General features: G+C 55.3%; 20 protein-coding genes. 8 read left to right on the top strand and 12 right to left on the bottom strand.

Features of this window, described 5'->3' with window-relative positions; genetic code table 11:
• Nucleotides 1-179 precede the first annotated feature (179 nt).
• Together HX773_RS13535 and HX773_RS13530 are read right to left on the bottom strand one after the other, a co-directional pair.
• A complete protein-coding gene (locus tag HX773_RS13535; RefSeq protein ID WP_176971932.1) occupies nt 180-1,454 on the bottom strand; it encodes an MFS transporter in 1,275 nt (424 codons plus the stop codon).
• Nucleotides 1,451-2,872 (bottom strand): M20 family metallopeptidase, encoded by a 1,422-nt coding sequence (locus HX773_RS13530; RefSeq protein ID WP_176971931.1) that lies wholly within the window; start codon nt 2,870-2,872, stop codon nt 1,451-1,453. The genes HX773_RS13535 and HX773_RS13530 overlap by 4 nt, the downstream gene beginning before the upstream one ends.
• A gap of 148 nt (nt 2,873-3,020) precedes the next feature.
• On the opposite strand from HX773_RS13530, the gene HX773_RS13525 reads away from it, so the two are divergent.
• The gene (locus HX773_RS13525) at nt 3,021-3,947 is read left to right on the top strand and encodes a LysR family transcriptional regulator (RefSeq protein WP_176971930.1); all 927 of its coding nucleotides are present in this window, start codon (nt 3,021-3,023) and stop codon (nt 3,945-3,947) included.
• A gap of 1 nt (nt 3,948) precedes the next feature.
• On the opposite strand, the gene HX773_RS13520 is transcribed toward HX773_RS13525, so the two are convergent.
• Nucleotides 3,949-5,544, bottom strand: coding sequence for an ABC transporter substrate-binding protein (locus tag HX773_RS13520; protein WP_176971929.1), 1,596 nt, complete (start codon nt 5,542-5,544; stop codon nt 3,949-3,951).
• Nucleotides 5,545-5,670: 126 nt separating this feature from the next.
• Between HX773_RS13520 and pepT the strand changes: the two genes are divergently transcribed.
• Nucleotides 5,671-6,897 carry a peptidase T gene (gene pepT, locus HX773_RS13515; RefSeq protein WP_176971928.1) on the top strand — a complete coding sequence of 409 codons (1,227 nt, stop codon included), beginning with the start codon at nt 5,671-5,673 and terminating at the stop codon, nt 6,895-6,897.
• 68 nt (nt 6,898-6,965) lie between these two features.
• Here the strand turns inward: pepT and HX773_RS13510 are convergent, their stop codons facing one another.
• On the bottom strand, nt 6,966-7,745 hold the full coding sequence (locus HX773_RS13510) for a transporter substrate-binding domain-containing protein (RefSeq protein WP_176971927.1): 780 nt from the start codon (nt 7,743-7,745) through the stop codon (nt 6,966-6,968).
• Between the two features lie 16 nt (nt 7,746-7,761).
• A complete protein-coding gene (locus tag HX773_RS13505; protein WP_176971926.1) occupies nt 7,762-8,928 on the bottom strand; it encodes a methionine aminotransferase in 1,167 nt (388 codons plus the stop codon).
• Nucleotides 8,929-9,054: 126 nt separating this feature from the next.
• Between HX773_RS13505 and HX773_RS13500 the strand changes: the two genes are divergently transcribed.
• Nucleotides 9,055-9,897 carry a LysR substrate-binding domain-containing protein gene (locus tag HX773_RS13500; RefSeq protein WP_176971925.1) on the top strand — a complete coding sequence of 281 codons (843 nt, stop codon included), beginning with the start codon at nt 9,055-9,057 and terminating at the stop codon, nt 9,895-9,897.
• Here HX773_RS13500 and HX773_RS13495 read toward each other — a convergent pair.
• Entirely contained in the window at nt 9,894-11,561 is a 1,668-nt protein-coding gene (locus HX773_RS13495; protein WP_176971924.1) for a methyl-accepting chemotaxis protein, read from the bottom strand. The genes HX773_RS13500 and HX773_RS13495 overlap by 4 nt on opposite strands.
• Before the next feature lie 213 nt (nt 11,562-11,774).
• Entirely contained in the window at nt 11,775-13,292 is a 1,518-nt protein-coding gene (locus HX773_RS13490) for a carboxylesterase/lipase family protein (protein WP_176971923.1), read from the bottom strand.
• Nucleotides 13,293-13,484: 192 nt separating this feature from the next.
• Here HX773_RS13490 and HX773_RS13485 point away from each other — a divergent pair, with 192 nt between their 5' ends.
• Nucleotides 13,485-13,919: a DoxX family protein gene (locus HX773_RS13485; protein WP_176971922.1), complete on the top strand. Its 435-nt coding sequence runs from the start codon at nt 13,485-13,487 to the stop codon at nt 13,917-13,919.
• Nucleotides 13,920-13,973: 54 nt separating this feature from the next.
• Here HX773_RS13485 and HX773_RS13480 read toward each other — a convergent pair whose 3' ends face one another.
• Both HX773_RS13480 and HX773_RS13475 read right to left on the bottom strand, forming a co-directional pair.
• Nucleotides 13,974-15,311 carry a VOC family protein gene (locus HX773_RS13480; RefSeq protein WP_176971921.1) on the bottom strand — a complete coding sequence of 446 codons (1,338 nt, stop codon included), beginning with the start codon at nt 15,309-15,311 and terminating at the stop codon, nt 13,974-13,976.
• An 88-nt stretch (nt 15,312-15,399) separates the two neighbouring features.
• The gene (locus HX773_RS13475) at nt 15,400-16,734 is read right to left on the bottom strand and encodes an aromatic acid/H+ symport family MFS transporter (protein ID WP_176971920.1); all 1,335 of its coding nucleotides are present in this window, start codon (nt 16,732-16,734) and stop codon (nt 15,400-15,402) included.
• Between the two features lie 322 nt (nt 16,735-17,056).
• Between HX773_RS13475 and HX773_RS13470 the strand changes: the two genes are divergently transcribed.
• Nucleotides 17,057-17,977, top strand: coding sequence for a LysR substrate-binding domain-containing protein (locus HX773_RS13470; protein ID WP_176971919.1), 921 nt, complete (start codon nt 17,057-17,059; stop codon nt 17,975-17,977).
• Here the strand turns inward: HX773_RS13470 and smrA are convergent.
• Nucleotides 17,974-18,540, bottom strand: a complete 567-nt coding sequence (gene smrA, locus HX773_RS13465) for a DNA endonuclease SmrA (protein WP_176971918.1) — start codon at nt 18,538-18,540, stop codon at nt 17,974-17,976. The genes HX773_RS13470 and smrA overlap by 4 nt on opposite strands.
• 296 nt (nt 18,541-18,836) lie before the next feature.
• Between smrA and HX773_RS13460 the strand changes: the two genes are divergently transcribed.
• Complete coding sequence (locus HX773_RS13460; protein ID WP_008106391.1) at nt 18,837-19,589, top strand: FNR family transcription factor; 753 nt, start codon at nt 18,837-18,839, stop codon at nt 19,587-19,589.
• A 118-nt stretch (nt 19,590-19,707) separates the two neighbouring features.
• A complete protein-coding gene (gene uspE, locus HX773_RS13455) occupies nt 19,708-20,664 on the top strand; it encodes a universal stress protein UspE (RefSeq protein WP_176971917.1) in 957 nt (318 codons plus the stop codon).
• 77 nt (nt 20,665-20,741) lie between these two features.
• Here the strand turns inward: uspE and pntB are convergent, their stop codons facing one another.
• Nucleotides 20,742-22,130 carry a Re/Si-specific NAD(P)(+) transhydrogenase subunit beta gene (pntB, locus tag HX773_RS13450; protein WP_176971916.1) on the bottom strand — a complete coding sequence of 463 codons (1,389 nt, stop codon included), beginning with the start codon at nt 22,128-22,130 and terminating at the stop codon, nt 20,742-20,744.
• 11 nt (nt 22,131-22,141) lie between these two features.
• Entirely contained in the window at nt 22,142-23,671 is a 1,530-nt protein-coding gene (gene pntA / locus HX773_RS13445) for a Re/Si-specific NAD(P)(+) transhydrogenase subunit alpha (protein WP_176971915.1), read from the bottom strand.
• 539 nt (nt 23,672-24,210) lie between these two features.
• Here pntA and ydgH point away from each other — a divergent pair.
• Nucleotides 24,211-25,167 (top strand): DUF1471 family protein YdgH, encoded by a 957-nt coding sequence (gene ydgH, locus HX773_RS13440; RefSeq protein ID WP_176971914.1) that lies wholly within the window; start codon nt 24,211-24,213, stop codon nt 25,165-25,167.
• Nucleotides 25,168-25,194 lie beyond the last annotated feature (27 nt).

The raw sequence follows: 25,194 nt of genomic DNA, 5'->3' as shown, positions 1-25,194 counted from the left end.
AGTCCAGGTTAAGGGGTTCAGTTCATCTCCGCCGGTCCGTCAGGCAGACGAGAGAAGTGAAGGCACCGCGTAAGCGGCGCGAGGACCGCCGGACTAAAAGTGGCCCCGGCCAGCACACTCGCCGTTGCCTTAGCTGACAAGCATTACGCCATAAGTGGCGACCTGTAACCCTGAAACCTTTATGAAACGCGCTTCTGGCTGCGCAGTAACGCCAGGCCGCTTAACACCGACATCGCCATCAAATAGTAACCGGGCGCCAGACTGGTGCCGGTCGCGCTAATCAGCAGTGTACAAATCAGCGGTGCAAAGCCACCAAACACCGTAACCGCCACGTTATAGCTGATCGCCATGCCGCTGGCGCGCGTACCAATCGGGAACAGATCCGCCATCACCGACGGCACCGTTGAGAAGTAGATCGACTTCAGCAGCGCCATCCAGCACACCAGCAAAATCAACGTAGTCGGCGTGGTGTGATCAACCACCAGCTTAAACGCCGGATAGATGGTGACGATCAGCAAAATCAGCGATCCCCACATCAGCGGCACGCGCCCCACACGCTCGGCCCATAACCCCATAATGGGCGTGACCACCGTCAAAATCACACCCGCCAACAAGGTAGCTGTAAACGCCACACTGCCCGAAAGATGCAGATTTTTGGTAGCGTAAGTCGGCACATAGTTCAGCATGTAATTCACCGCAGTCGAAATCACCATTAGGCCGATCGCCAACAGCATCAACTCCTTCTGTCGGCCAAACAGACTTTTCAGCGGCGCGGCTTCCGGTTTGTGCTCAGCAAAGCTCGCCGGTTCATGTACGTGACGTCGGATATAGATCCCCAGCGGGCCAATCAGCAGGCCGAAGGCGAAGGGAATACGCCATCCCCAATCCTGAATCTGGCTTTCGCTGAGAATCTGCGTCAGTCCGAGTCCAAATGCCGACGCCATCAAGGTGCTAGCGCCCTGCGTGGCGAACTGCCAGCTGGCAATAAAGGCTTTGCGCTCCGGGAAGTGTTCAACCAGAAACGCCGTCGAGCTGCCAAATTCGCCTCCGGCAGAGAAACCCTGCACCAGACGCGCCAGCAAAATCAGCAGCGGTGCCATCAGGCCAATGCTGCTGTAGCTCGGCATGAAGGTGATGACCGCGCCGCCGAGCATCATCAGGTTGATCGATAACAACAACGCTTTTTTCCGACCATGCCGATCGGCATAGTTGCCCAGCACAATCGCGCCCAGCGGACGAATCAGGAATGACACACCAAAACTGCCAAAGGTCAGCAACATCGAGACCGACGGATCGCTGGTAGGAAAGAAGGCATGCGCAATGTAGCTGGCAAAAAAGCCGTAAACGGCGATATCAAACCACTCCAGCGCGTTACCGATACAGGTGGCGAACAGCGTTTTGTGCAGATTGGGCTTCGCCGCGCTCAATGGCATCGTGGTATTTAATGTACTCATTGGCCACCTCCAACATGCGCACGATGCTGCGCCACCAGTTCCGTTCCCTGCTCGCCGAGATCCCACAGCAGGCGCGTCATAATCTGCAAACCTTCGCGCGCAATCGATTTCAACATATGCTCGTTGACGCCATGCTGGCCGCAGGCCGGATACGAGTGCGGCACCCACAAGGTTGGCAAACCGAGAATGTCGGAGAACACTTCATTAGGCAGCGAGCCGCCAAGATTAGGCAGCAGCGCCGGTTTCTTGCCGCTGGTTTCCGCCATGCTGGTCAGCACCCAGTTGACCAGCGGATCGGTGGGATCAAGGCGTGTCGCTGGCGATCCGCGCATAAACTCCACTTCCACATAGTCAAAACCGTGCTGATGCAGATGTGCGCGCACATGCTGGGCGAGGTTTTCCCAATCGGTACCCACCACAAAACGCAGCTGACAAACCGCAGTGGCGCTGCCCGGAATAGCATTCATCGGACGCGCCGGATTGCCGGTGAGAAACGACAACACTTCCAGCGTGTTCCAGCCATACAGGCGTTCGGTTGGCGTCAGTCCCGGCTCGCCCCAGTTCATGTCGATATCGGGATCGCCCGGCATACCGCCCACCTCGATATCGCCCAGAATATCGCGCACCTGCGGCGTCAAAGAGTTAGGTTTCAGCGCCTCAACCTGCAACACGCCCTGCGCGTTGACCAGCGAAGCGATAGCGTTGGCCAACTGCGTCCCCGGATTGCTCAACAAGCCGCCCCAGTTGCCGGAGTGATACGCGTTGTCACGCGCGTTAACGGTCAAACGGAAATTAACCGCGCCGCGTGAGCCCAGGAACAGCGTCGGACGAACCGCGTTGAGGCGCGGACCGTCTGAGGCAATAAACAGATCGGCTTGCAGCAGTTCGCCATGTTGCTGGCACAACTGCGCCAGCCCTGGCGAGCTGATCTCCTCGCCCATCTCGAACAGCATTTTGCAGTTGAAGCCCAGGCTGCCGCCGCGCAACGCAAACACCTGCTCCAGCGCCGCCAGATTGACGCAGTGCTGGCCCTTGTTATCGGCGCTGCCGCGCGCATACCAGCGATCGCCCTCTTCAACCATCTGCCACGGCGATAAGCCATCGCGCCAGTTTTCATCATCACCAAACACCACATCGCCGTGACCATAGCTGAGCAAGGTTGGCAGCATGGGATCTTCAATGCGTACCGCCACGAGGAAAGGTCGATTAGCGGCTTCCGGGTTGTCGATGGAATGCAACGTGAAGCCCAGTGCGATCAGCTGCGGGCCGATCTCATCCTGCAAATAGCGCTGTAATTCGCTGTCACGATCGTCGCGCTGGCTTTCGGTACGTTGCGCCACGCGACGTGCCAAAATTCGTTGAAACTCCCCGCTGTCAAAATAAGCGGTGGCCTGTTGAACCGCCTGTTGTGCTGTCATGTTTGCCCTGTCTTTTATTGTTTTGTCGTTAACGCATCTTTGCGGAAACACTGCTTTGCCACAATTATCAATTTATCGAGTAAGATTTGCTTTTAAAGCAAAGCCAGGCTGCCCGATTTCGAGGCATGCACCACCATGAGGCATCCGCATGTTAAGCAGTGAAATCCGCTATTTTCTCGCCGTCGCTAACACCGGCTCGCTTAGCGCCGCCAGCGAACAGCTGTTTGTGGCGGTGTCGGCGATCAGTCGGCAAATTCAGCGGCTGGAGAATCAGGTTGGCGTGCCGCTGTTTGCGCGTCACGCGCGCGGCATGGTGTTGAACGAGGCGGGCGAAATCTTCGCGCATCACGTACGTAAGAACCTGCTGGATATGGAGTATGCGCTGGCGGAGATTAAGGGACTGAAAGCGGTGCGCCGTACGCTGATCCGCGTAGCCTGCACCGATGGGCTGGCGTTTACCCTGCTGCCACGCATGATCGCGGATTTCCGCAATGATAATCCGGGCGTGCTGTTCGATGTGAAAGTCGCCAGCACGCAAGGCGTGGCGGAGGCACTGCGCAACGGCGAGTGCGATGTGGCGCTGCAGTTTAGTCTCCACGCTGAGCGCGGTGTGGAAGTGATGGGTTCGTGGCCGGCACCGGTGTTAATCGTTATGCATCAAACGCATCCGCTGGCGACCGCGCCGCAGGTCACGCTCGCCGATCTCAGTCACTATCCGCTGGCCTTGCCGCAGCAAAACACCACCGTGCGGCAACTGTTTGAGCTCGCCAGCCACATGAACGGCAGCCTGGTTGAGCCGGTGATGACCTGCGATACCTTTTCGATGCTGTTTCAATTCCTCTTGCGCACGCCGCAGGCGGTAACGATTTGCAGCGCCTTTACCGTGCTGCAGGAGGTGGAAACGCACGGTTTGATTTTGCGCTCGGTAGGAATTGATCAGCTGAGCCAGCGAACCTTGCAGCTGCAGACGCAATCAGGGCGACCTCGCAGTGCCGCCCTGAATGTGTTTCTCACCTTTTTGCTGCAACAGCTGGATGCGTTAGAGGAACCGCTGCGCCAGCGCTGGAAGCCGTAACTCAGTTCTTGATATCCACCGGATAGAAGATGTGTTTACCGAACGGATCGACCTGATAACCACTCACCGATTTGCGCACCGGCTCGAAGATGGTTGAGTGAGCAATCATCACCGCTGGCATTTGGTCATGCATAATCTGCTGCGCTTGCTGATACAGCGCCACGCGTTTGTCGTGATTCTGCTCGGCGCGCGCTTCGGTGATGATCTTCTCAAACGGCTGATAACACCATTTCGACGAGTTGGAACCGCCATTCGCCGAGGTGCAGCTGTAGAGCGGACCGAAGAAGTTATCCGGATCGCCGGTCGCTGTGGTCCAGCCCATCAGCGCTGCCTGATGCTCGCCGCCTTTCACGCGCTTGAGGTATTCGCCCCACTCATAGCTGACAATATTGGCTTTGATACCCACGTTGGCCCAGTCCGCCTGAATCATCTCCGCCATTCGTCGCGCATTTGGATTATACGGTCGCTGTACCGGCATCGCCCACAAGGCGATATCGGTGCCTGGCTTAATCCCCGCTTCCTGCAGCAGCGCTTTGGCTTTCTGCGGATCGTAGTCGTAATCCTTGAGATCTTTATCTGCACTCCACACGTCCGGCGGCAGGATGTTTTTCGCTACCGTGCCGGTACCTTTGAAGATGGCATCGATGATCGCCTGCTTGTTGATCGCCATCGCCAGCGCCTGACGCACCTTCACGTTATCCAGCGGCGCTTTGGTGGTGTTGAACGACAGGAAACCGGTATTCAGGCCCGATTTCTGTTCCAGCGTTAAATCGGGATTGGTGCGCATCTTCTCGAGATCGGCCGGATTGGGGAACGGCATAATCTGGCACTCGTTTTTCTCTAGCTTGGCGTAACGCACCGAGGCATCCGGCGTGATGGAGAAGACAATACGATCGAGTTTCGCCTTGCCCTGCCAGTATTCCGGGAAGGCTTTGTAGAGGATGCGTGAATCTTTTTGATACTGCACCAGCTCAAACGGTCCGGTGCCAATCGGCTCCATATCGACCTTCTCCGGCGTGCCGGCTTTCAACATCTGGTCGGCGTATTCTGCCGAATGGATCGAGGCAAAATACCAGGCTAAGTCGGCGAGGAATGGCGCTTCAGCGTGAGCTAAGGTGATGCGCACCGTATTGTCATCGACCTTCTCAATGCTGGTGATCAGCTTCGCCAACTCGAGACTTTCGAAGTTGGCGTAGTTACCGCCGGAGACATTGTGATACGGGTTTTTGGGGTCCATCTGGCGCATAAACGAGAAGATTACGTCGTCGGCATTGAAATCGCGCGATGGCTTAAACAGCTTGTTGCTCTGGAATTTCACCCCTTTGCGCAGATGGAAGGTGTAGACCTTGCCATCCGGGCTGATATCCCAGCTCTCGGCGAGGCTGGGCACCAGTTCGGTGGTGCCGGGCGTAAAGTCCACCAGGCGGTTAAAAATCGGCACTGCGCTGGCATCGACGCTGGTTCCCGAAGTGTACAACTGCGGGTTGAAGTTCTCTGGCGATCCTTCAGAACAGTAAACCAGCGTTTTTGCCGAAACCCCGCCCGCGACCGCCAAGCCGATTGCCGTGAGAGTGAGATTTGCCATCATTTTTTTCATCATGATCCTCGCTTTTTATTGACTTCCATGAGTCTGCTTCGTTATTTAATGTTCATCTGATTAATAAATAACATGATTTAACCAGCACGCGTACTACAGACGCCGCAATGCTAATAAGGAATTGTGATGACAGACCAACTTGCCAGCCAATTGACCCAGCGTTTCTACCGTTATCTGGCGGTTTCCAGCCAAAGCGATGCCAAATCAACCACGCTGCCGAGTACGCCGTCCCAACATGCGATGGCGGAGTTACTGGCAAAGGAGCTGGGCGAACTGGGATTGCAGGATATCGTGATTGACCAGCACGCCACGGTCACGGCGGTGAAACCTGGCAATCGCCCTGATGCGCCGCGCATCGGTTTTATCACCCATATTGATACCGTGGATGTCGGCCTGTCGCCGGACATCCACCCGCAAACCCTCAGGTTCACCGGTGAAGATCTGTGCCTCAACAGCACGCAGGACATCTGGCTGCGCGTGGCGGAACATCCAGAGATCCAACCTTATCTCGGGCAGGAGATTATCTTCAGCGACGGCACCAGCGTGCTGGGCGCCGATAACAAAGCGGCGGTGACGGTGGTGATGACGCTGCTGGAGAACCTGCGTGGCGATCACGGTGATATCGTGGTGGCGTTTGTCCCCGATGAAGAGATTGGCCTGCGCGGCGCCAAAGCGCTGGATCTGGAGCAGCGCTTTAACGTCGATTTCGCCTGGACAATCGACTGCTGCGAGCTGGGTGAAGTGGTGTATGAAAACTTCAATGCCGCTGCCGCAGAGCTGGTGTTCACCGGCGTGCCGGCGCATCCGATGTCGGGCAAAGGCGTGTTGGTCAATCCGCTGCTGATGGCGCATGACTTCATCTCGCGCTTTGATCGCTTAAAAACCCCCGAACATACCGAAGGCCGTGAAGGTTATATCTGGTTTAACGATATGAATGCCAACGCCAGCCGTGCGGTGTTGAAAGCGTCGATTCGTGATTTCGATTTGCAGGGTTTTGATGCGAAGAAACAGCAACTGGTGGAAGTCGCTGATGAAATCGCCGCGCGTTATCCCACCGGTCATGTGGCGCTGACCATTAACGACACTTACAGCAATATCAGTAATGCGATTGGTGAGGATCGTCGCGCGATTGATTTGATTTTTGCCGCGCTGCAGCAGGTGGGCGTAGAGCCGAAAGTGATCCCGATGCGCGGCGGCACCGACGGCGCAGCGCTGTCCGCCAAAGGATTATTGACGCCGAACTTCTTCACCGGCGCGCACAATTTCCATTCGCGCTTCGAGTTTTTGCCGGTTCCCTCGTTTGTAAAGTCGTATCAGGTGGCCGAAGCGTTGTGTTATTTAGCCGCGAAATAAAACAAAAAGGTCGTCATAAATGACGACCTCAAACCGTAGGGTCGCCATTTATGGCGACCTTTTCAACGTTATTTGCTAGCGGAAACATCAATCCCAGGGAAGAATTTCGCTGCCAGCTTGGTAACGGTGCCATCGGTTTGCACCTTGGTGATCGCCGCATCCAGCTCTTGTTTCAGTTTGTCATCGCCTTTACGCAGGCCAAAACCGATACCGGTGCCGAGAATGGTGTCATCTTCTACCGGCTTGCCGGCAAAGGCGAAACCTTTACCCTGCGGCTTTTCGAGGAAGCCCGATTGACCGGCAGCTGACATCACCAGCGTGCCGTCAAGACGACCGGCAATCATGTCGTTGTAAACCTGGTTCTGATCCTGATAAGAGGTCACCGTAACGCCCTGCGCTTCCCAGTGCTTCTTGGCATAGGTTTCCTGAATCGAACCCTGCAACACACCGATGTTTTTGCCTTTCAGTGATTCGGCGGTTGGCTGCAGCTTCTCGCCCTCTTTCACGATCAGCATGGTCGGAATGCGATAGATCGGCTTGGTGAAGTCGATGCTTTTCGCACGCGCTTCGGTGATGTTCATCGCGGAGTTAATGGCATCAAATTTTTTCGCCTGCAGAGCTGGAATCAGCGCATCAAAGCTGCTTTCCACCCACTTACAGTCGAAGTTGCCTACCTGACAAATCGCTTTACCCAGTTCGATATCGAAACCTTCCAATTCGCCCTGCGCGTTGCGGCTCTCAAATGGCGGATACTGTGATTCCAGACCATAGCGTAAGGTTTCCTGCGCCAGCGCGTGCGCCGAGGTCAGCATGCCCAGAGCGACAAACAGTGCGTTCAATTTTTTCATTATATTTACCCCTAAGTTACCCTTTGACCTGGCAGAGCGCTTCTGCACCGGCCTGAAGTGTTGCGTCGTCTTTTGCGAATGACAGGCGAATTAATTTATTGTCAGTGCCGTCCATATAAAACGCCGACAACGGAATGGTGGCCACACCGTGATCGACGATGAGACGTTTTACCATTTCGCTATCACTTTCGTCACTGAAATGTCCGTAGCTGGCCAACATAAAGAACGAACCGGCGCTCGGCAGCAGCTTAAACGGCGAATCCTGCATCAAGGTCAGCAGGCGATCGCGCTTCTCCTGATAAAACGGCGACAGCTGCAGATAGTTCTGCGGATTTTGCAGATAGTGAGCAAAACCCACCTGCATCGGTGTATCGGCGGCGTACATCATGAACTGATGAACTTTGACGATCTCGTCCATCAGCGCTGCCGGTGCCAGCGCATAACCCACGCGCCAGCCGGTCACGTGGAAGGTTTTACCGAAGGATGAGACCACCACGCTGCGCTGCGCCAGTTCCGGATGCGTTGCCATGCCGCAGTGCTTACGACCATCAAACAGAATGTGTTCGTAGACTTCGTCAGACAGCACCACGATATCGGTGTTGCGCGTCAACGCGGCTAACTGATCCAGATCCGCCGCTGACAGCACCTGCGCGCTAGGGTTGTGCGGCGTATTGATGATGATCATGCGGGTACGCGGCGTAATGGTGGCGCGCAGCTCGTCCCAATTGATGGCAAAATCAGGCACCTGCAACTTCAGGCCAACTGGCGTAGCGCCCTGCAGACGGACCACCGGCGCGTAGCTGTCAAAAGCCGGTTCGAAGAAGATCACTTCATCGCCCGCGTGTACCAGCGCGGAAATCGCCATGTAAATACCCTGGCTGGCGCTGCCGGTGATCAGCACTTCGCTGCCGGCATCATAGTGCTGGCCATACAGCGTATGAACTTTCTCCGCCAGCGCTTCACGCAGCGACGGCAGGCCGGTCATTGAAGCGTATTGGTTATGGCCGTCACGCATCGCCTGGCTAACCAGCTCAACCAGCTGCGGATCGCAGGGGAAGTTCGGTGCGCCTTGCGACAGGTTAATGGCTTGGTGTTGCGCCGACAGCTGGCCAATGACGCTAAAAATCGTCGTGCCGACATCGGGCTGTTTGGAAGAGATGTTAACACTGCTATTCAGGGTCATTGGTGCCTCGTGTGGTTGCATAACCACGTATCGAAAGTAGATTTCTATTCAACGGTGTGCGGCTTGAGTCGACAAGCGAATTGTTGTCATAATAGCCATGATTAAAAATCATAGCTTGAGGTTGTTATGTCCCGCTCTGCTCTGCCGCTCAATGCCATCCACGCGTTTCTGGTCACCGCGCGCCATCTCAACCTGACGCGTGCCGCTAGCGAACTGTGCATTACTCAAGGCGCAGTGAGCCGTAAAATCGCCACGCTGGAGAGCTGGCTGGGCTTCGCGCTGTTTACCCGCCACGCGCGTGGCCTGCATCTCACCGAACAAGGTGCCGCGCTGCTGCCGGAACTGCAGCAAGGTTTCGCCATGCTGGTGAATGCCACAGAAAAAGCCAGCCGCAGCAACGCCTCGATTCGCCTGAAAGCGCCCACCTGCGCCATGCGCTGGCTGGTGCCGCGTCTGGTGGCGCTGGAACAGCAGCGTCCGGATATTCACGTAGCCTTGACCACCACGCTCGATCATGGCTCGCAGCTGGATAATTTTGACGCGGCGATTGTGTTTGGCCCGTCGCCAGCCGGTTCGATTTGCCTGTTTGAGGAGCGTTTAACGCCGGTAATGGCCAGCAGCGTCACGCCGCCCAGCCAGATTGGCGAACTGGCGAAGTTTACTTTTCTGCATCCGACGCAGGATTCACGCGACTGGCAGCTGTGGCTGGCCGGGCTGGATGCCGCGTTGCCGATGGCGCGTAATCAGCATTTCGCCACCATGGATTTAGCTATCAGCGCTGCGATTCAGGGATTTGGCGTCACGGTGGCGGATGTCACTTTAGTGCAGAACGATGTGGTGAATGGGCGACTGATTGCGCCGTTTGCCGCCTGTGTGGCGACCGGCGCAAGCTACAGCCTGTTACAGCGGGCGGAAAAAGATGCGCCACCGTTCCTGCCGGAACTGGTGGCGTGGTTATCTGAGGTTTAGAAAGAGACCCATTCGTCAGAGGTTGATTTCGGCTGCGCGAGACCTGCGCCAGACAAGACCGGCCGACGCAGCGCGGTTGGCGATACCACGGCTTTACTCACAGGTGCGCTATCCGACAGACGGAATTTCGCCACCGAGGCCTGCAACTCCTGCGTCTGGCGCTCCAGCGCGCTGGCAGCGGCAGAAACTTCCTCAACCAGCGAGGCGTTCTGCTGGGTGACGCTGTCCATCTCGGTGACGGCGGTACCAACCTGCGAAATGCCTTTGCTCTGCTCTTCCGACGCAGCAGCGATGTGCTTCATGATCTCATTCACATCCTGCACCGACTTAAGAATGTCGTGCATGGTGCTACCCGCGCTGCTCACCAGCTCCGAACCTTTTTCCACGCGCTGCACAGAATCTTCGATCAATGTAGCGATCTCTTTCGCCGCACCGGCGCTGCGCTGTGCCAGATTGCGCACTTCGCTGGCCACCACGGCAAAACCACGGCCCTGCTCACCGGCGCGCGCGGCTTCTACCGCGGCGTTCAGCGCCAGGATGTTGGTCTGGAAGGCGATGCTGTTTATCACATTGGTGATCTCAGCGATCTTCTTCGAGCTGCCGGAGATGCCTTGCATGGTGGTCACCACTTCACCCACCAACCGCCCGCCCTGCTGCGCGGTGCCGGTAGCGGTTTCGGCCAGCGAACTGGCCTGACGCGCGTTGTCGGCGTTGAACTTCACGGTGGCGGTTAACTGCTCCATGCTGGCCGCCGTTTGCTCCAGCGCCGCCGCCTGCTCTTCGGTGCGTGAAGAGAGATCATTGTTGCCGGAGGAGATCTCCGCCGCGCCGCGATAGATGTTTTCAGTGCCGCTGCGAATCGCGCTTACCGCTTCACGCAGGCTGTCCTGCATGGCACGCAGCAGCGGCACCAGTTTGCCGACGCAGTTACGGCCAAAATCTTCCACCGGCTGACTCAGGTCGCCCTGCGCAATAATCGCGAAATGGTTGCGGATGCGCTCCAGCGGTTTCACCAGCATCGCCACCAGATAGCGATCGGTAAACAGCAGGATGAACAAACCAATCACCACCGCCACCAGAATGATCACCTTGGTGATGCTGGTGAGCTTATCGACGGTGACGCGCGTCTCATCCAGTTTGCTGCCTGCGGCTTTATTGAAGGCTTCCGCGCTGGCACCAAACGCGCGACTGAGCGGCGGCGTGACGTTATTGGCCTGCGCGCGATAGGCTTCAACCGTGCCCTGCTGCGCCAGCGAGACCTGCGGTGCGATACCTTCATCCAGCAATTTTTGCCAGTTGGCGATCACGCTATTGGCGGTCTCCGCGTCCATCGGACCCGGCGCCATGGTTTTAAACTGCGCCAGCAGATTTTTCATGTTGTCGAGCGCTTGTTGCACTGGGGTAAAAGCATCAGCACTGACTGCGGTTCCTGAGGCGCGACCTTCCATCACGCGTGACAGACGCGTAACGACACGAAAATATTGATCATTTCCTTTGCTTAAAACCGTCATTTGATTGACCAGCTGGCGGTCAATCTCGTTGCCCTCGCCGAGGGCGTTCAGTGAGTGGACGCTAAACAGCCCAACGGCACACCACAGCAGGCAAAACAGCCCAAGAATGGTGAGCAATACGGCGCGGATGGTGAAATTTTTTAAGATACCCATACATAATCCCTTGGTGTGAAACGCGAAGGAGGCCCGATAAAATCGGGCATATTGCGTTTATCGGCACTGGATCGGGAAAATGTAACGGTTTTGTAAGCTAATTAATTGCTTACTGACGCAGGTGAGGAAAACGCGCTTTTATGATTTATCAGCAAGATAGGTGTGAATTTGGCTTATAAATTCATTTGCCTGCTTAAACCATTAGCAGGCTCATCAAAGCTTAACGTGGCTGCACATCATCAAACGGAACAAACGCAGCCGTCCACGCATAAAGCGCGCCTTCACCACCGCCTGGGCTTTGCCCTGATCGCCCAACGCCAGCGTCAAATCTTCGCCCGGTCGCCAGGCTGGCCAATCAACCTCGCCGGGTAAATGCGCGCTGAACTCGCTGGCTTCACGCGCGAAGGTGACCCAATAGGCGCTGACTGCGCCGGCGAACGCTTTATCCTGCTCGCTGTAGCTGCGTTCCGCCGGCGGCGTTAGCGTATCCAGCGTGTTGAAGACATAGGGAATTTCATTGCCGTGCCAGGTGCCGTGCGGATAGAGATCGCGCGCGTTTTCGGAGACGTAATCGAACCAGTAACGCCATGCGGGCATGCCGATATTGTGCTGCGCCTGAGCGACTATCAACGGTAACACCGTGAACGCCATATCACGCGCCACCGCGCGTCCCAGCAGCGCATCATCATGAATGTCGTACAGCCATTTCATCAGGCGATAACTGACGCGGTTCTTGCTGCGCATCTGTCGCAACACCGCCGTGGCATCCACGCCAAAATAGTCCAGCACGCTGGCTTCATCGCTGTTGCTGCCAATCATCAACGGGACGCGATGCTGCTTGCCGCTCATAAATGTGGTTAACATCGGTTTCGGCAGCACCGCATCGCCGCTGATGGGCACCGGGCCAAGCGCCAGCGGGCGCTCTAACGGCCAGAATTGTTCGGCGGGTAGCTCGCGCAGCTGCTCGGCGCTGGCATCTTCGGGTAAAGCAAAATGCGCCGCGACCTGCAAACCGATCTGTTGTGCCTGCTTTTGCGGGATGTCGGGCAAACTGTAGGCGCTCTGTACGATGCCTTTGTGAAACAGCGCCTCGGAGAGCGGTGAACAGCACAGCGATAACACGCTGCGCGCGCCAGAGGATTCACCAAACAGCGTCACGTTATGGCGATCGCCGCCAAACGCAGGAATGTTGCGCTGAATCCACTGCAACGCAGCAATTTGATCGAGTAAGGCAAAGTTGTTGATCACGCGCCCGGCGGGATATTGCGCATCCAGCGCCGGATGAGAGAAGAAACCGAAGTGACCAAGCCGATAGTTGAGCGTTACCACCACCACGCCTTGCGCCGCCAGCGCTTTACCGCGATAGGGATCGAGATTACCTGCGCCGATGGAAAAACCGCCGCCGTGCAACCAGACCATCACCGGCAACGGCCGCGAGGGCTCGACATCTGGCGTCCAGATATTCAGGTAGAGACAATCTTCACTGAAGCGACCGGGATCGCCACCGCCAGCGGCCACGCAATAGTCACGGTTCTGCCAGCTTGCCGCGCCCCATTCGGTCGCGTCACGCACATCCTGCCACGGCTGCACCGGCTGCGGCGGTCGCCAGCGTAAAGCGCCGGTGGGTGCTGCTGCGTAAGGTATTCCTTTGAAGACAAAAAGATCTTCGTCAATCAGGCCTATGAGTTCACCTTCTGCGGTCATGATCCTCAGACGTCGTTCATTTTTCATCTCGGGTTCCCTGATAATGCATCGTTCCATTATTTGCAGGCCTTGGACGAATGTCCATGTTCTGAAAGCATTTGCAGATTAAGCCGAAACGCGGCGCGATTCTTTGAACAACTCCATCAAATATTTTGGCTAACCCCATTGAGACCATTTGTTTTAAGGTTGCAAGTTAACCTGGCGCGACGGAGAAACACCATGTTTGGTGGCATTAACCAGATGTTCAACCGGATGTGCGATCACCCGGACTTCGGCAAACTGCTGTTACGCCTGACGTTTGGCGGATTGCTGCTGTTTCACGGGGCGTTCAAAGTGGTGCATGGCGTGGGCTGGATTGCGCACATGCTCGCCGTCAAAGGGATGCCAGGTTTCATCGCTTACGGTGCTTACATCGGGGAAATAGCGGCACCAGTAATGGTGATCATCGGATTACTGACGCGCCCTGCGGCGTTCATTATTGCGGTGAACATGATTGTTGCGACACTGCTGGTAAAAATGGGCGCAGTCTGGCATCGCACAGATGTCGGTGCCTGGTCGCTGGAGACAGAAGCCCTTTACCTGCTGGGTGCGCTCGCCATTATGTTTTTGGGTGCCGGGAAGTACACGCTGGTGCGTGACGCGCGCTTGCAATAACGACAAGAAAAGCAGCCGGTCTGCAAAAGTTACAGGCCGGCTGTACAATTTTCCTTAGGCTACGCCACAGCGCTCCAGACTGCGCTGCTGCATCTGCTGATACAACGCCATTTCATCCTGCACCGCGCTACCTAAAGCGCTTTCAAAATCCGCACGGCTGGCATTACCCGCGCTGCGCGTTTGCGCCACATCGCCTAAATTCGACTGGAAAATCCCTGCGGCACTCACCGGCAGGAAATCTTCGTAAACGATCGGTTCGGCGCTTAAACGCCCTTCTGCCAGCAACTGCGTCACGCTTTCGCCCGCGCGTGGTGGCAGATGCTCGCCTTTTTCGGTCAGGCGATAACGGAACCACGCCAGCTGCTGCTCGCGCAAGGTCTCTTCGTCGTCGGGGAAATCACCAAACACTTCACTGAGATGTTGCTGGTGATGCTGGTTATCGCTGCCGGTGCCGGCTTCGGCCAGCAGGCGATCGTAAAGTTCACGCCCTTTCGGGGTGAGCGCCGCGCCGCGCTGTTCAATCTCCCCAAAGCGCGCGGTGTGCGTGCCCGGCGTGCCATCGTTAAAGTGCACCGCTTCTTCCAGCGCTTTGAAGCTGGTCTGGCGCAGCAGAATCGGTACTTTGCGCTGGGGCGGACCTTCGATCAGGGTTTTGGGATCGATGCCGCGCGAAGGCATCAGCGCTTGCACGCGATCGATATCCAGCGTGCGCGGCGTTAAATGGTTGATGTGGCAACCGCGGAAACACACCACATCGGCAATCAGACGATGCTGCTGGCTCAACGCATGATAAGTGGCGCTGTCCACGGTGGTGTGCGCATGCCAGCGGAAGGTTTCCAGCGCTTCCTGCACGAAAGTGGCGGCATCGGCTGCGTTTAAGCCGCCCTGCTGCTGATGCTTAGCGATCAATGCGCGGCAACCCGGCGTAAAGATATCGCGCGCGGCGAGAATCGCAGCGGCCTTCTCGCGCAGCGCCGCATCATCAATCAATTCCAGACGCAGCAGCGAGGTGAAAACGCGGAACGGATTATGGCGCAACGCGCGATCGCTGACCGGACGAAACGCCGTGGAGTGCACCGGCACACCGGCTTGCGACAGGTCGTAATATCCCACCGCTTCCATGCCCATCACGGCAAACATCTGGCGCAACGTGCTGAGTTCATCAGCCTTGCCGACGCGAATCGCACCATGACGCTCGACGCTCAGGCGACTCAGTTCATCGGCGGCCGACAGGCGATTTTTTAACTCGGGATTGGCTTCCAGCGTACGTTCATTAACGGCGGTGACCAGCTGCGTCAGCGTGCCGTATTGCGGCACTTCCTGCTGATACAGGGTCGACATTGCCTGCGAAAACAGCGTGCGGATGGCATCGCTGCTGAGAAAGTTTGGCATCATCATCACCTTGGGCTTACGGGTTGTTGCTACTGTAGATCAACCCTTTAGCGGCGGGTAACAATTTCGTGGAACTGTGATCGCCTTGTCACTCGGTGAGGTTTGACTGGTCATCAAAGCGACATTTCAGCACCAGCATGATGGTGGTTAACACGGCGGGAATCGCCAGCAGCAGAAAGATCTGACTGAACGTCCAGCCAAGCGTTAACAACTCAGCACCGACAAAGGCGCTGAGGATAGCGCCGATGCGCCCAATGCCATGCATCCAGCTGGAGCCGGTGGCGCGCGCGTGGGTTGGGTAATAGCTGGCGGAGAGCGCATTCATGCCGGTATTAGCGCCGTTAAAACAGAAGCCGCTGCAGAAAGCGATGGCGCTCATTAAGCCGACCTGCGCGGGTGAAAAACCCAGAGCCACAATGGCGATGCCGCCGCAGAAATAGATCACCGCCAGCGCCAGATTGGCGTTGATGCGATCCATCAACCAACCAGCAAACAGCGAACCAATGGTTCCACCGGCCTGATACATCGCCGTGACAATCGCCGCTTCCGTCACCGACATGCCGAGCGTGCTGATCAATGAAGGCATCCAGCTGCCAATCAGGTAAACGAGGAACAGCCCCATAAAGTAGCCGCCCCACAACATCAAACTGCCGAACAGATAGCGGCGCGACACCACGGTCGCCACCGAACCTTTACGCGCGGTGGGCAGCTCAGTGCTTTGATAATGGCTACCCGGCTGCACGGTGCCGGGCAGCATACGTTCGAGGATGGCGTGAATATGTGCGGCAGGCGCGCGACGGCTAATCAGAAAACGTACCGATTCCGGTAAGCCGCGCACTAAAAAGGGCAGCACCAGCAGCGGCAGCACGCCGCCCATCAACATTACGGAGTGCCAGTCATAACGCGGCAGCAGCCACGAAGCGGCAAAGCCTCCCGTCGCGGCACCGAAGGTAAAGCCACAGAACACCACGGTGATAATGAATGAGCGGCGACGTTCGGGCGCGTATTCGGCCACCAACGTGCCCACGTTGGGCATCGCGGCCCCAAGCCCTAAACCGGTGAGAAAGCGGAACAGCATCATCTGTTCGATGTTTTGCGCCATCGCCGTGGCCAGCGTCCAGAGACCGAAAAACAGCACGCTGATCAGGATCATCACGCGACGACCGTAGCGATCGGCCAGCGGTCCGGCGACCATCGCACCCAATGCCAGACCAATCAACGCCGCGCTGATCACCATGCCGAGTTGATGATTAGTGACGCCCCAACTGGCTTTCAGCGTGGGCGCAATGAAGCCCATCAGCGCAATGTCCATGCCGTCCAGCGCCACCACCACGAAGCACAGCGCGATTAAGCGCTTCTGCCAGCTGCTAAGCGCACTCTTATTGATAAGCTGGCGAACGTCTACTGCTTCAACGCTGGTCACGTAACGACTCCTGCACTTTTAACCGTTTAGGGCATCAGTTTTAGTAAAAAAAACGGCGCTTATCATAGCTCATCGTTAACAATAACAGGCACTGTTTTTGGATGTAATTGAGAATTATTCAACTTTTTTCGGTGTATGTTGTTGATTTTAGACCGCGTGAATAGGCTGCAAAAAGTGTCTTTTTCAGCTTTACTCATAAATACAGCAGGTTAGCGGCGAAGCTTGCATAGCGGTTGTTTTGTTAATATAAATTTGCAGGCAAGTTAACATAATTAACGTTTCCTCATTGCTGCTACTCGGCATAACTCATTATGTTGGGCGTATGGACAAAAATATCCTTTTCAATCAGCGCATTCGCTTGCGTCATTTACATACCTTTGTGGCGGTGGCGCAGCAAGGCACGCTCGGTCGCGCCGCGGAAACGCTCAATCTGAGCCAGCCTGCTTTGTCGAAAACACTGAATGAGCTTGAAGAGTTGGCCGGCGCGCGACTGTTTGAGCGCGGACGGCTCGGCGCGCAGCTCACCACGCTGGGCGAACAGTTTCTGATTCATGCGGTGAAAGTGCTGGATGCGCTCAATCATGCCGGGCAGAGCTTCAACGCACCGCAGCCGGGCCGACCGGTGGTGATTCGGCTCGGCGCGCTGACTACCGCGGCGATGGGTATGCTGCCGCAAATTCTCGATCGCTTCCATGAACAGCAACCCAACACCACGGTGCAGGTCGCGACCTTGCATAACAACGTGCTGTTGGCCGGTTTACGTGCGGGTGAGTTTGATGTCGGGATTGGTCGTATGGCGGACAGCGATATGATGGCCGGACTGACTTATGAATTGCTGTTTCTGGAATCACTCAAACTGGTGGTGCGCCCCGATCATCCGCTATTGAGCGAGAACGTTATGCTGTCGCGCGCGATGCAGTGGCCGGTCGTGATTTCGCCGGAAGGCACCGCACCGCGCCGTATCGCGCAGCATATGCTGAATGAGCAAGGTTGTACCTTGCCAGCAAACTGCGTCGAAACCTCATCAACATCGCTGGCGCGCCAGCTGGCGCTACGTTACGACTATGTGTGGTTTGTGCCTTCTGGCGCCATCAAAGAAGATTTGAATCATGATGCGTTGTGCGCGCTACCGATTGCCTCGCCGGGGCCAGGCGAACCGGTGGGCATTATTACGCGCAGCGGCAGCCCGTTAAGCCTGAGCGCCGAAGTGTTGATGGCGACCATCCGCAAATTCCACAGCTAGCGACTGTGTTTCGCATGACGCTCACGGTTCTCCAGGCGCGCCTGTTCGGTTTTGCGTAAACCGACGTAGAGCGCGCCCGCTCCACCGTCTTTCGGCTGCGCCGTGCAAAAGGTCTGCACTTCTGCAAATTCCGGCAACCATCGCGCCACATAGCTGCGCACAATATTGGCGTGCGACTCATCGTCACGCCCTTTGCCATGAATGATCAGCAGATTGCGCAATCCATGCTTATTGGCTTGCTGCATAAAGCTGAACAGCGCCTGACGACAGGTTTCCACCGGTTGACGCAACAGATTTAGGCTGGCTTCGGGCGGGTATTTGCCTAGTCGCAGCTTATCCAGTACGCCTTGCTGTACGCCTTCGACTTTGAACTCCAGCGATGTTGTCAGGGGAACGATGTCGAGAAAGCCACGCGTGAGGAAATTTTCCTGCTCGTCACTTTCCTGCGGCGCACGCGGCGCTTTAGGCGAAGGGGCGCGTAGCCATTGGGTGTTAGCGCAATTTTTTAATGGTGTCACATCACCCATGGCATCACGGAAAAGGTCTTCATCATCAAGGTTCATGGTGTTTCCTCTCGCCTGGTGTTTGCCTGTGCGTCCAGTTCGACGCTAAAGCAAAAGAGTAGCAAAGGATTATTGGCAAAACATCTGTCACTTTTTGCGCTGTATTAAGCGCGGTATAGCTGTAAACCTGGCAACAAAACGTTCCAGATCAATAAATGCCCTCCAGCCAGACCAGCGCAAACCGCGTAATACCTGACATTTGTAGGGTTTTAAGGACATTTACTGCTCGGATGAGTTCCCTTCGCTTAGAAAAATGTTAAAATTGACCGCAGTCAATAATCATCGAGCGTAACTATATGATCCAGGAAAAACGCAGCATTCGACGTATTCAGTCTGGCGGTTGTGCCATCCATTGTCAGGATTGCAGTATCAGCCAATTGTGTATTCCCTTCACGCTGAACGAGCACGAACTGGATCAGCTGGATAACATCATTGAGCGCAAAAAGCCGATTCAAAAAGGCCAGACGCTGTTCAAAGCCGGTGATGAACTGAAATCTCTCTACGCTATCCGCTCCGGCACCATCAAAAGCTATACCATCACTGAACAAGGCGACGAGCAAATTACTGGCTTCCATCTGGCAGGCGATTTGGTTGGTTTTGACGCTATTGTCGGCGCCAAACATCCGAGCTTTGCGCAAGCGCTGGAGACCGCGATGGTGTGCGAAATTCCGTTTGAAACTCTCGACGACCTCTCCGGTAAAATGCCGGCGCTGCGTCAGCAGATGATGCGTTTGATGAGCGGTGAAATCAAAGGCGATCAGGATATGATTCTGCTGCTGTCGAAGAAAAATGCTGAAGAGCGTCTGGCGGCATTTGTCTGGAACCTGTCGCGCCGTTTCGGCCAGCGCGGTTTCTCACAGCGTGAATTCCGTTTGACCATGACGCGTGGCGACATTGGTAACTATCTGGGACTAACCGTAGAAACCATCAGTCGTCTGCTGGGTCGCTTCCAGAAAAGTGGCATGCTGGCCGTGAAAGGCAAATATATCACCATCGAGAACCACGCTCTGCTGGCAGAATTAGCTGGCCAGACCGAACAAGCCGCGTGATTCTGTGCCGGGTTAATAAAAGTTATTTTATTGATCCGGCAACAACTTTTCCGCTTCTGCCCTGTCCAAACTTAGGCTATCTTTAACCCAACTTGCTTTGGTTTTAGGAGATCGGCTTATGTCCCGGTACCAAAATATTCTGGTGGCTATTGATGCCCAGCAGGACGATCAGCCCGCGCTGCGTCGTGCGGTTTATCTCAATCAACGTATTGGCGGAAAAATCAAAGCTTTCCTGCCTATCTACGACTTCTCATATGAAATGACCACGCTGCTGTCGCCCGACGAGCGCTCCAATATGCGCAAAGGGGTAATCAGCCAACGTACCGAATGGATCCGCCAACAGGCCCAGGCGTATATTGAGGCCGGCGTTGAAATTGAAATCAAAGTGGTTTGGCATAACCGTCCATATGAAGCCATCATCCAGGAAATAATGGCGCATCAGCATGATTTAGTGCTGAAAATGGCGCACCAGCACGATCGCCTCGAAGCGGTCATCTTCACCCCGACAGATTGGCATCTGCTGCGTAAATGTCCATGTCCGGTGTGGATGGTGAAAGATCAGGCGTGGCCTGAAGGCGGCAAAGCGGTGGTGGCGGTCAACTTAGCCAGCGAAGAGCCGCATCATGATGAGCTCAATCAGAAGCTGATTCGTGAAACCACGCTGCTGGCCGAGATGGTGAATCACACCGAAGTGCATTTGGTCGGCGCTTATCCCATCACACCGATCAATATTGCTATTGAACTGCCCGACTTTGATCCCAGCGTCTACAACGACGCGATTCGCGGCCAGCATTTAGTGGCGATGAAAGCGCTGCGTCAAAAATTCTCCATCAGCGAAGAGTTCACTCATGTGGCGAAAGGTTTGCCCGAGGAAGTGATTCCGGATATCGCCTCGCATCTGGATGCCGGTATTGTGGTACTCGGCACCATTGGCCGTACCGGTTTGTCAGCCGCGTTCCTGGGTAACACTGCGGAACAGGTGATTGATCATCTGCGTTGTGATTTGCTGGCGATCAAGCCAGACGATTTCAAATCGCCGATTGATTACGATGACGAAGAAGATGAAGACGATTGATTAAAAAAGGGCGGCTCGCAATGGCCGCCCTACTTATTTCTACTCAGGGCGGTGAATCACATCACCGCCCTGCTTTTTTACAGCGCGCGCAGGATGCCTTCCACGCTCGCTTTCGCATCGCCAAACAGCATCTGCGTATTGTCTTTAAAGAACAGCGGATTTTGCACGCCTGCGTATCCGGTGCTCATCGAGCGTTTAAACACAATCACGTTCTGCGCTTTCCACACTTCCAGCACCGGCATGCCAGCGATTGGACTGCGCGGATCATCCAGTGCGGCTGGGTTAACGGTGTCATTCGCGCCGATAACCAAAACGGTATCGGTATCGCTGAAGTCATCGTTAATCTCATCCATTTCCAGCACCACATCGTATGGTACTTTCGCTTCCGCCAGCAGTACGTTCATGTGACCAGGCAAACGACCGGCAACCGGGTGAATACCAAAGCGAACTTTGATACCGCGCGCGCGTAGCTTTTCGGTAATCTCCGCAACCGGATACTGCGCCTGCGCCACCGCCATGCCATAACCCGGCGTGATCACCACAGAAGAAGAGGCTTTCAGCATTTCTGCTGTCTCTTCCGCCGTAATTTCACGGTGCTCGCCAACTTCATCACTTTCGCCGCCCACGCTTACGTCGGTACCAAAACCACCGGCGATCACGCTGATAAAGGAGCGGTTCATCGCTTTACACATGATGTAAGAGAGGATGGCACCGGAAGAACCGACCAGCGCACCGGTAACGATCAGCAAATCATTGCTCAGCATGAAGCCTGCCGCCGCTGCAGCCCAACCGGAGTAAGAGTTCAGCATCGAGACCACAACCGGCATATCCGCACCGCCAATCGACGCCACCAGATGCCAGCCAAACACCAGCGCAATGAGGGTCATCAGCAGCAGCGCAAACACCTGCGCGCCGGTGCTATCAGTTTGCACGAACCACAGCATCAGCAGGAAGGAAACTACCAACGCCGCGAGGTTCATTTTATGACGATGTGGCAGCATCAGCGCTGAAGAGGAGATCTTGCCGCGCAGTTTGCCAAACGCCACCAGTGAGCCGGTAAAGGTCACCGCACCGATGAAGATGCCGAGAAACACTTCGGTCAGATGGATATTTTCCATCACCGGCGCGAGGCCCGGAGCGTGATCGATGTAGCTGTTGAAGCCCACCAATACCGCAGCTAAACCCACGAAGCTGTGCAGAATGGCAACCAGTTCCGGCATTTCGGTCATTTCGACTTTCTTCGCCAGACGCAAACCAATCGCACCACCGATCACCATCGCCACCAAAATCCAGGCCACGTTCCCGGTGTTCGGGCCAAAAATGGTGGCGAGCAGCGCAATCGCCATGCCGCTCATACCAAAAATATTACCCTGCTTTGAGGTCTCGTGTTTCGAGAGACCGGCAAGGCTGCAAATAAACAGAATCGCGGCAACAATATATGCTGCAGTAACTAATCCGCCAGACATGTTGCTACCCCTTAATTCTTACGAAACATTTTCAGCATGCGCTGGGTGACGGTGAAACCACCGAAGATATTGATGCTGGCGATCAGTACGGCGATGAACGACAGAATCGTTACCCAACCGCCGTGGCCCATCTGCAGCACCGCACCCACCACAATAATGCCGGAAATGGCGTTGGTAACGGCCATCAACGGCGTGTGCAATGCGTGACTCACGTTCCACACCACGTAATAGCCGACCACGCAAGAGAGCGCGAACACGGTGAAGTGCGAGAGGAAGTCCGGCGGTGCGACGTTGGCCAGGCAGGCAAACAGCACCACCGCCAATGCCAGCAGCAAATACTTGCGCCATGGCGAAACCGGTTTGGCTTCGGCCTTCGGCAGCGGCTGTGCGGCGGGTTGCGCTTTCGGCGCGGCGGAAACCTGAATCGGCGGCGCTGGCCATGTCACTTCGCCATCACGAATCACCGTCACACCGCGCACCACCACGTCTTCGAAATCAACGGTAATTTCGCCGTTTTTCTCTTTGCACAGCAGTTTCAGCAGGTTGACAAGGTTAGTGCCGTAAAGCTGTGAGGATTGCGTTGGCAGGCGGCTTGGCAAATCGGTGTAACCAATAATCTTCACGCCATTGGAGGTTAAGGTCACCTGATCGGCAACCGTTAATTCGCAATTACCGCCGGTTTGCGCGGCCAGATCGACAATCACGCTGCCCGGTTTCATGCTGGCAACCATCTCAGCAGTAATCAGCTTCGGTGCCGGACGGCCAGGAATCAGCGCGGTGGTGACAATAATGTCCACTTCTTTCGCCTGCGCGGCAAACAGCTCCATCTCCGCCTTAATAAAGGCTTCAGACATCACTTTGGCATAACCATCGCCGCTGCCCGCTTCTTCTTCGAAGTCCAGCTCAAGGAACTCGGCGCCCATACTTTGCACCTGCTCTTTCACTTCCGGACGCGTATCGAAAGCACGCACGATGGCACCTAAACTGCCTGCCGCACCGATTGCCGCTAATCCCGCGACGCCCGCACCGATCACCATCACTTTGGCTGGCGGCACTTTACCGGCAGCGGTGATTTGTCCGGTGAAGAAGCGGCCAAATTCGTGAGCGGCTTCAACGATGGCACGATAACCTGCGATGTTCGCCATTGAGCTCAACGCATCCAGTGCCTGCGCACGTGAAATACGCGGCACCGAATCCATTGCCATCACGGTGACGTTACGTGCTGCCAGCTTTTCCAGCAGCGCAGGATTCTGCGCAGGCCAGATAAAGCTCACCAGCGTGCTACCGGCGCGCGTCAGTTCAATCTCCTGATCGTCCGGCGCATTCACTTTTAAAACGATGTCCGATTGCCACACATCGTGAGTGTTAGTAATAGTGGCGCCGACGGCGATAAAGCTCTCATCATCAAAGCTGGCGCGAAGTCCCGCGCTCTGTTCAACGGTGACGCTAAATCCCAGCTTGATCAGTTGCTCAACGGTCTTTGGCGTGGCGGCCACGCGCGACTCGTTGGCTAACCGTTCTTTGGGTATCCCAATTAACATACTGTTTCCTTTCAACAATTAAAGGATGAGGTTCTGTAAGTGGCAAAAAGCTCAAAAGCCGAAACAGTGTTTCAGCTTTTTATGAGCAAAATGCACAATGTAACAAAGTCTTTATAACCTACTGAAAATATGAAGAGTGATCCACAGCGATAGCGCCTACTTATGACATTCACACAAATATTCAGACACAAAGATTGAATGCCACGTTTTGCGACTGCATTTGGTGTTTATTAAAAAATATTCTGCTGCGCAAAATCGTGTCATGTCGAATTAAGTGTTTTTAAAAACCTTTAATTAACAATGCGTTAACTATTATGGCACTAAGTGTTACCAGAATAAGTGGTTATCTGTGCAAAAAAGAGCCGTAACAGAAGTAAATGACAGGTCGATGAATAAACGGCAGAGATTGTCAATGTTATGCGCTTAAATTGGCTGAGACAGGCCGATTATTACATGCAATAATCAGCGGCTAATCTGTTATACATCAAGAGTCCAGCACGTTTTCGTACTCATTTTGCGTAAGGCGAAGGATCATTTTTATGAAGCTGAAGAACACCATTCTGGCGTCAACCTTGTTATCACTGCTGGCAGCAAATGCGTTCGCTGCTAAAGAGTTAACGCCAGAGCAAGCGGCCGCGTTGAAACCATTCGAACGTATTAATATCAGCGGCCGTTTCAATGCGATTGGCGATGCAACTGATGCCATCTCCAAACAAGCCGATGCCAAAGGCGCTGACTCTTTCTATGTTCAGGGTATTAATGATAGCAACGGCAACGGCGGTAACTGGCGCGTAACGGCTGATTTGTATAAAGCCAACGCACCAAAAGCGGATGATTCCACTAAATATCGCACCTTCTCTGGCGTGAAAGAGCTGCCGAAAGCAGAAGCATATCGCCTTGAGCCGTATGACACCGTGTCGGTAAATGGCTTCTTCTCCAGCCAGCCGGATGTTAATGAAGCGATTGCCAAGGCAGCCAAAAATAAAGGCGCGGCTTCGTTCTTTATTGTGCGTCAGGTTGATGCGAACAATGGCGGCAACCAGTACGTGACCGCGTATGTTTACAAGGCTGATGCGCCAGAACGTAAAGTGCAGAACACCTCTGATTCAATCCCAGCGGATTCTGAAGCCGGTAAAGCAGCACTGGCCGCTGGCGGCACCGCCGCCACTAAAGTGGCCATTCCTGGCGTAGCCTCTTCGGATACTCCAAGCCGCAACGTCGGTCGTTTCTTCGAAACGCAAAGCTCAACCGGCCAACGTTACACGGTGAAAACCGCCGATGGCCGCAGCGTGCAGGAAGTGAACGCCATTACTGCTGCGCAGATGCAGCCGTTTGACACCATCACCTTCTCCGATCACTTCGGTACTCCAACCGAAATCTCTGAAGCGGTTGGCAAGCGTGCGGTGGATAAAGGCGCGAAGTACTATCACATCACGCGTCAATGGCAGAACCAGAGCGGCGGCAACCTGACCGTCACCGCCGATCTGTTCAAGTAATTGCGATTAAGGGCGGCGTCCGTCGCC

Source organism: Pantoea sp. B9002 (assembly GCF_013385945.1).
Taxonomy (GTDB): domain Bacteria; phylum Pseudomonadota; class Gammaproteobacteria; order Enterobacterales; family Enterobacteriaceae; genus Pantoea.
This window is presented reverse-complemented; position numbering and strand designations above follow the sequence as displayed.